5 protein-coding genes are annotated in these 6428 nt (G+C 67.2%); 3 read left to right on the top strand and 2 right to left on the bottom strand.

Annotated elements, in window-relative coordinates; genetic code table 11:
• Window positions 1–219: 219 nt before the first annotated feature.
• On the top strand, window positions 220–1392 hold the full coding sequence (locus XM50_RS00740) for an alpha-hydroxy-acid oxidizing protein (protein ID WP_046406556.1): 1173 nt from the start codon (window positions 220–222) through the stop codon (window positions 1390–1392).
• A gap of 51 nt (window positions 1393–1443) precedes the next feature.
• On the opposite strand, the gene XM50_RS00735 is transcribed toward XM50_RS00740, so the two are convergent.
• A complete protein-coding gene (locus XM50_RS00735) occupies window positions 1444–3927 on the bottom strand; it encodes a PhoX family protein (protein WP_046406554.1) in 2484 nt (827 codons plus the stop codon).
• Window positions 3928–4329: 402 nt separating this feature from the next.
• Here XM50_RS00735 and rplJ point away from each other — a divergent pair, with 402 nt between their 5' ends.
• On the top strand, window positions 4330–4845 hold the full coding sequence (rplJ, locus tag XM50_RS00730) for a 50S ribosomal protein L10 (protein WP_046406553.1): 516 nt from the start codon (window positions 4330–4332) through the stop codon (window positions 4843–4845).
• Between the two features lie 48 nt (window positions 4846–4893).
• Window positions 4894–5271 carry a 50S ribosomal protein L7/L12 gene (rplL, locus tag XM50_RS00725; protein ID WP_046406551.1) on the top strand — a complete coding sequence of 126 codons (378 nt, stop codon included), beginning with the start codon at window positions 4894–4896 and terminating at the stop codon, window positions 5269–5271.
• Between the two features lie 301 nt (window positions 5272–5572).
• Here the strand turns inward: rplL and XM50_RS19000 are convergent.
• Window positions 5573–6428 (bottom strand): LPXTG cell wall anchor domain-containing protein (locus XM50_RS19000; RefSeq protein ID WP_052742313.1); only part of this gene is annotated, 856 nt, incomplete at its 5' end.

Here is a 6428-nt window from a genome sequence, read left to right as displayed (position 1 = left end):
TCGACACGCTGGACGAGGCGGTCGCCGCGATCGAGCGCGTGGGGGAGATCGACCGCGCCACCTGCCGCGCCCGCGTTGCCGAACGGTTCAGCGTCGAGCGCATGGCGGACGATTACATCAGGCTATATCAACAGCTTATCGGCTGATCGCATTTCTCGCCCCAGGGCGTGACAAGGCTTCTCCAGCCCGCGACAATGCGCGCAAAGGAGAGCGTACCCTATGCCGCATTACGGCGACTTCCAGACCCAGATCTATGGCGCCGGCCTGTCCGGCATCGTCCCCACCTACCCGGTCGATTTCGCGACGCTGGAAAAGCGCGCGCAAGCCGCGCTGCCGCCGCATGTGCTGACCTATGTCCAGGGCGGCTGCGGCGACGAATATACCCAGGACGAGAACGCCCGCGCCTTCCGCCACTGGGGCATGATGCCGCGCATGATGGTGGACGCGACGTACCGCGACCTGTCGATCGATCTGTTCGGGCTGAAGCTGCCCTCGCCCTTGTTCATGGCTCCGATCGGCGTCACCGGCATGATGACCCAGGATCAGCATGGCGATGTGGCCGCGGCGCAGGCCTCGGCGATGACCGGCGTCCCGCTGACCGCCTCCACCCTCTCGAATGATCCGTTGGAGGACGTGAAGACTGCCTGCGGCGAGACCCCCGCCTTCTTCCAGCTCTACACCCCGCGCGACAAGGAACTGGCCGAAAGCCTCGTCTCCCGCGCCGAGGGGGCCGGCTACAAGGCAATCGTCGTCACGCTCGACACCTGGGTGACTGGCTGGCGGCCGCGCGATCTCAACCCGTCCAACTTCCCGCAGCTGCGCGGCCATGTGCTGCAGAATTACTTCGTCGACCCTCGCTTCCGCCAGATGCTGGGCGGCAGGGCACCGGAGGAGGATCTGCGCACCGCGATCGGCACCTGGGGCGCGACGTTCGGCAAGGTGCTGACGTGGGACGACATGGCTTGGCTGAAATCGATCACCAAGCTGCCGATCGTGCTGAAGGGGATCTGCCATCCGGACGACGCGCGCCGTGCGATCGATACCGGCGCGGATGGCATCTACGTTTCCAACCACGGCGGACGGCAGGCGAACGGCGGGATCGCGGCGATCGACATGCTGCCGGAAGTGGCTGACGCGGTGGCGGGGCGCGTGCCGGTGCTGTTCGATTCGGGTATCCGGTCGGGCACCGACGTGGTGAAGGCCATCGCCCTGGGCGCGGATGCGGTGGGCGTTGGCCGGCCCTATTCCTACGGCCTGGCACTGGGCGGTGCGCCGGGCTGCGCGCACGTACTGAAATGCATCCTCGCCGAGGCGGACCTACTGATGGCGGTCAACGGCTGGCCGACGCTGAAGGCGGTGCGCGAGGCGGGGGCAATCCGCACAGATCGCTAGCAACGGGAAGGCGTCATCCTCGGCAGCGCGAGGATGACGCCCTCCTGAAGATCAGATCCCGACCAGCCCGCCATCCTCGCGGGTGATCACGATCGTCGCCGAACGCGGGCGGCTGGCGCTGGCCGAAGTGCCACTCTGCGAGGCCGGCCAGTTCGACGTGATATTGTCCGGCCCGCCATTCTCGCCGGGGTGCTGGATGTTGACGAACAGGGCCTTGCCGTCGGGCGTGGAGGTGATGCCGGTGATCTCGCACTCCTTAGGACCGACCAGGAACCGCTTGAGCGTCGCGCCCGGCGCCTTGCCTACCCGCGTCGTCGCCGTGCTGGTGCCCGCCGGCGTCGCATTGTTCACGGTCTTCGTGCCGCCATCACCCACGCGCCCCGGAATGGCGGCGAGCATCTGGTTGTTGGTCACGTCGGTAAAGGCGCCATCGTCGGTCTGCAGCCACATCACCGGGCTTGCCCCCTGACCTGCGACGTTCGACGGCAGGCTGAACCACAGGCCATCAGGCGAAGAGAAGTCGTTGCTGTCGTCCAGCCCCGACAGATTGATATTGTCCTTGTTGAGGTCGCTGCCGGCACCAAAGGCATAGACGTCCCAGGTGAACGCCGTCGCCTCGGTCGTGTCGCCATTCTCGCGCAGGCGGATGACATGGCCGTTGACGTTCCCCGCACTGTTGTTGCGCCCGTCAGTGCGCGGATCGACATAGGCGCGCGGGTTGGCGGCATCGGTGCGCGCCGGGCTGCGCGAGGAATTGTTGGTGAGCGTGCAATACATCTCGCCGTTCGCCGGGTTCACCGCGGTCCATTCCGGTCGGTCCATCGGCGTCGCGCCCAACAGGTCCGCGGCAAGGCGCGTGTTGATCAGCACGTCTGCCTGATCCGCGAACGGATAGGTCGCATTGCCGCTGGTCAGCGGCCCGCTGCCGAACGTGAGCGGCAGCCACTGCCCGCTGCCGTCGGCGTTGAACTTCGCGACATAGAGCGTGCCGGCGTCGAGATATTTGTCGCCCACCGCGAGGCGATCGGCGGCATTGGCGTCGCTGGCTGACCAGGGGGTGCTCGACACGAACTTGTAGATATATTCGTTCTGGGCGTCGTCCCCCATGTAGAAGGCCGGCCGTACGCCGGCGACCATCCGGCTCGGCTCCACGCCCTCATGGTTCATGCGGCCCAGTGCCGTGCGTTTGCGCGGCGTGGACTGGGGATTGTACGGGTCGATCTCGACGATCCAGCCATATTGGAATGGCTCGTGGCGGAAATCGGCCGTGCCATCGGCCGCCGCGTCCGCGATCGCCGTCGCATTCCATTTGCGGAAGATCGTGCTGCTCGCGTCCGCCGGGGTCACCGTCGTCCAACCGTAATTGCCGGCGCGCCCCTCACTGATGCCATAGCGCGCCAGGCTGACATTCTCCTTCGCCCGCCCCGCGCTGCTGCGCACCGCGACGTCCCCGCGATCCCGCCGGAAATAGCCGGCCCAATTCTCCTCCGCGGTGGCATAGGTGCCCCACGGCATCATCCCGTTGGCGCAATTGTTGATCGTGCCCCGCCCCTGCGTGCCGTCCTTGGAATAAGCGGTGCGCAGCAGCGGGTTGCCGCGCGCAGGGCCATTGAAGGTCATGGGGGTATTCGGCGTGATGCGGCGGTTCAGCGCCGACGACTGGACATAGCTCCAGGCCGACGCGCCGCGCGTCACCTCGATCACCGACACGCCATGCGCCTCGATCTCCTTGATCGCTTCCGCCTCGGGCCGCACGCCGCCGGTGGTCGTCTGCCCCCGCGGGTGAAGGTAGCTTTCGGTGATATTCTCGTGATTGAGCACCAGAAGCCCGCGCGTGCTGCCCGCCGCATCGCGAGTCGCGCCTGTCGCAGCGAGCCCGAAGAAGCTCATGCCATCATGATGATCGCCCGCGCGCGCCGCGAAGTTCGTGTCCGTCCCGTCATTGGCATAGGCCGACGTGCTGGCGTTGATCGGGTCCCCTAGCCGGTAGAGCACCGTCACCAGATAACCGGCGGGCACCGTCACCAGATCGTTGCGATTCTTCGCCACCGCGACGAAATCCAGCGTCGCGGGCGTCACCGTGATCGTGGTGTCAGCGGTGGCGCTATCGCCGAGGCCGCTCGTTCCGGTGAAGCGGAACACCAGCGGCGTCGACGCGCTCACGGCCGGAGCGATGAAGGTCGCGCTCGCGCTATTGGCGTTGTTCAGCGTGACCTGCGGCCCGCTCACCTGCGTCCAGCGCACCGATTGCGCCGCGCTGCTGGCGGTACCCCGAAGCGTGACCGTCTTGCCCGCGCTCACGCTCGCGGCCTGGCCGGACGAGACCGTGATCGGCTCTACCGTCACCAGATCGCCGTCGTCGTCGCAGCCGGCCAGCAGGACGCCGCCGAACACGGCCGTGGTCATCGCGGTCAGGCCGCCGCGCAACGTCTGCCGCCGCGAATAGCGTCGCGCGATGAGATCGCTGAGATGCTGGTTGGCGCTGCCGTTCGTGTCGATGTCACCGTCTTCATAGACGAAACGCGATTCGGTCATCTTCTTCCCCCCAGAGGCGTGATCGTTTCCGCACCTCTGCCGGGGATGGATGACGCGGCCGTGGCGTCACGGCGTCCGATCGGTTGCACTTCTGTGGTAGTTTGACGACACTTGACCCGCGCGCGGATTCCGCTAGGGAGCGCGACTTGTCATGGCCCCGGCCGTGACGCCGTCCGAGACAGCGGGTGGGCCCTGGCGCCCTTAATTCCCCGCCGAGACGGGGACAGGATTTTGCCGCAGCGCGCCCGCGTGCTTCGGTTTGCCGCACCGCTTACGGGATCATTCCCGCGCCGTGCGACTGCTTCCCATTCCCCTTCGCTGGACAACCGTATGCGGTATCTGCCGCATGCGGATCGTAACCGGCCGCAGCCTTCGGGACGCGGCCAAAGTGTGGAGAATGGCATGGATCGTGCTGAAAAGGCCCAAGCCGTCGCCGAACTCAAGCAGACCTTCTCCGAGGTCGGCGTGGTGGTCGTCACCCGCAACCTCGGCCTCACCGTCGCACAGTCGACGCAGCTGAGGACGAAGATGCGCGAGGCCGGTGCCGTCTACAAGGTCTCGAAGAACAAGCTTGCCAAGATCGCGCTCGATGGCACCGACTATGACGGCCTGGGTGAATATTTCACCGGTCCGGTCGGTCTCGCGACCTCGGTCGACCCCGTTGCGGCTGCCAAGGTGGCCGTGGACTTCGCCAAGACGACCGACAAGTTCGAGATCGTCGGCGGCGGCATGGGTGCGACCAAGCTCGACGTGGAGGGCGTGAAGGCGCTCGCCACGATGCCGTCGCTCGACGAGCTCCGGGCGAAGATCGTCGGTCTCATCGTGGCCCCGGCCACCAAGATCGCGACCATCACCCAGGCGCCCGCCGCGCAGATCGCGCGCGTGCTTGCAGCTTACTCGGAAAAGGAAGCCGCCTGATCCTTCAGGCAGCATCGTTTCATCTGAACGTTTCAAAGGAAGTATATCATGGCAGACCTGAACGCGCTGGTTGACCAGCTGTCCGAACTGACCGTCCTCGAGGCGGCTGAGCTCTCGAAGCTCCTCGAAGAGAAGTGGGGCGTTTCGGCCGCAGCAGCGGTTGCAGCAGCTCCGGCAGCTGGTGGCGGCGCAGCTGCTCCGGCCGCTGAAGAGAAGACCGAGTTCGACGTGATCCTCACCGGCGACGGTGGCAAGAAGATCAACGTCATCAAGGAAGTCCGCGCGATCACCGGCCTGGGCCTGACCGAAGCGAAGACCCTCGTCGAGGGCGCGCCGAAGCCGGTCAAGGAAGGCGTGTCGAAGGACGAAGCCGAGAAGATCAAGAAGCAGCTGGAAGAAGCCGGCGCGACTGTCGAGCTCAAGTAAGCAGCGGCGCGGGGCGGGCCTTCTGGTCCGCACCGCGTTCGGCCTTCGGGCCACGATTGCGAGGAAAGGCGGCTGCCCTTGTGGGAGCCGCCTGTTCTTTTGCGTGATCCGCGGAGGCAGAGAGCGAGGCCCGGCGCTGGATCAGCGCACGCTCGACGGCCTCTCGGGTTCAGGCAGCGGCGCGCCCGTCTGTCCGCCAGCCGCTGGCATCTGAACAGAGTGCTTTCCGCCGCCCGTCAGCGGCGCGCGACAATCCCTTGAGCGAGCCTGCCACCTGTCGGCAGCAGCGACGTCGACCGCCTCACCGGCCAGTGTGCGGGCGTACGCCGATCGTGTCGAACATGCGCGACGGCTGGTCGAGCCAGAACGGCCCCAGCTTCGCCTGCCCGGCAAGCTCGATTCCCAATGCGTGCACTGACGTCGTTTGTCCGCCACTGTGAACGGCGCGGATGGCGACCACCGGCACAAACATTGGCCGATCCCCCGCCTGCAACACGGTGATCGCATCGCGCGGCATCGCGGCGACCGCACGGACGCGTCGCGACTCACCCGGCATCAGGTCGAACGGCGGCACCGCCGGGCGACCGACCGGCTCGGCGAACATGGCGGCAAGCACCGCATCCTGCCCCGGCTGCGCGCTCGTCAGCCGAATCTCCACCGCCACGCCGCGCGCGGGCACGTCCGACGCGTTGCGCACCGTCACCGTCACATCAGCGGTCGCGGTCACCATGTTCAGCCCCGCGCGGCTGACGGTCGGCAGGTCGAGATCAAGCCGTGCGGCCGGCAAAGGCGCGGCCGGCGCCGCGGGCGCCACGTCATCACGCCCGCGATCAAGGAAGCGCGGCTTGCCCGTGGGCGCAGCAGCGGCGCCGGCGCGCGCGACTGGCCGGACCGGCTCCACCGGCCGGGCGGGCTCCACCGCTGGAGCCGCCCGATCCGCCGGCACCCGACCGCGCACGCGCGCCCTGCGACGCCACAAATAAAGTCCCGCGGCAGCGAGCAACCCAAGGCCGATCGCCACCGGCCAGAACCAGGACGTCGGCTCAGACTCCGCCGCCGGCGCCTCACCATCAACGTCGACTGACTCTTCTGGCGTCGGCTCAACCGTCGAGTCGGGAGCTTCACCTGCATCGCTGCCCGCCACAGGTGCAGCATCC

The sequence above is a fragment of the Sphingomonas sp. Ag1 genome, assembly GCF_000980895.1.
Classification (GTDB): Bacteria; Pseudomonadota; Alphaproteobacteria; order Sphingomonadales; family Sphingomonadaceae; genus Sphingomonas; species Sphingomonas panaciterrae.
This window is presented reverse-complemented; position numbering and strand designations above follow the sequence as displayed.

Bases quoted from the DNA above. Each gene is read 5' to 3' on its own strand.
- XM50_RS00740 (WP_046406556.1), top strand. From the start codon at position 220: ATGCCGCATTACGGCGACTTCCAGACCCAGATCTATGGCGCCGGCCTG.
- rplJ (WP_046406553.1), top strand. From the start codon at position 4,330: ATGGATCGTGCTGAAAAGGCCCAAGCCGTCGCCGAACTCAAGCAGACC.
- XM50_RS00735 (WP_046406554.1), bottom strand. From the start codon at position 3,927: ATGACCGAATCGCGTTTCGTCTATGAAGACGGTGACATCGACACGAAC.
- rplL (WP_046406551.1), top strand. From the start codon at position 4,894: ATGGCAGACCTGAACGCGCTGGTTGACCAGCTGTCCGAACTGACCGTC.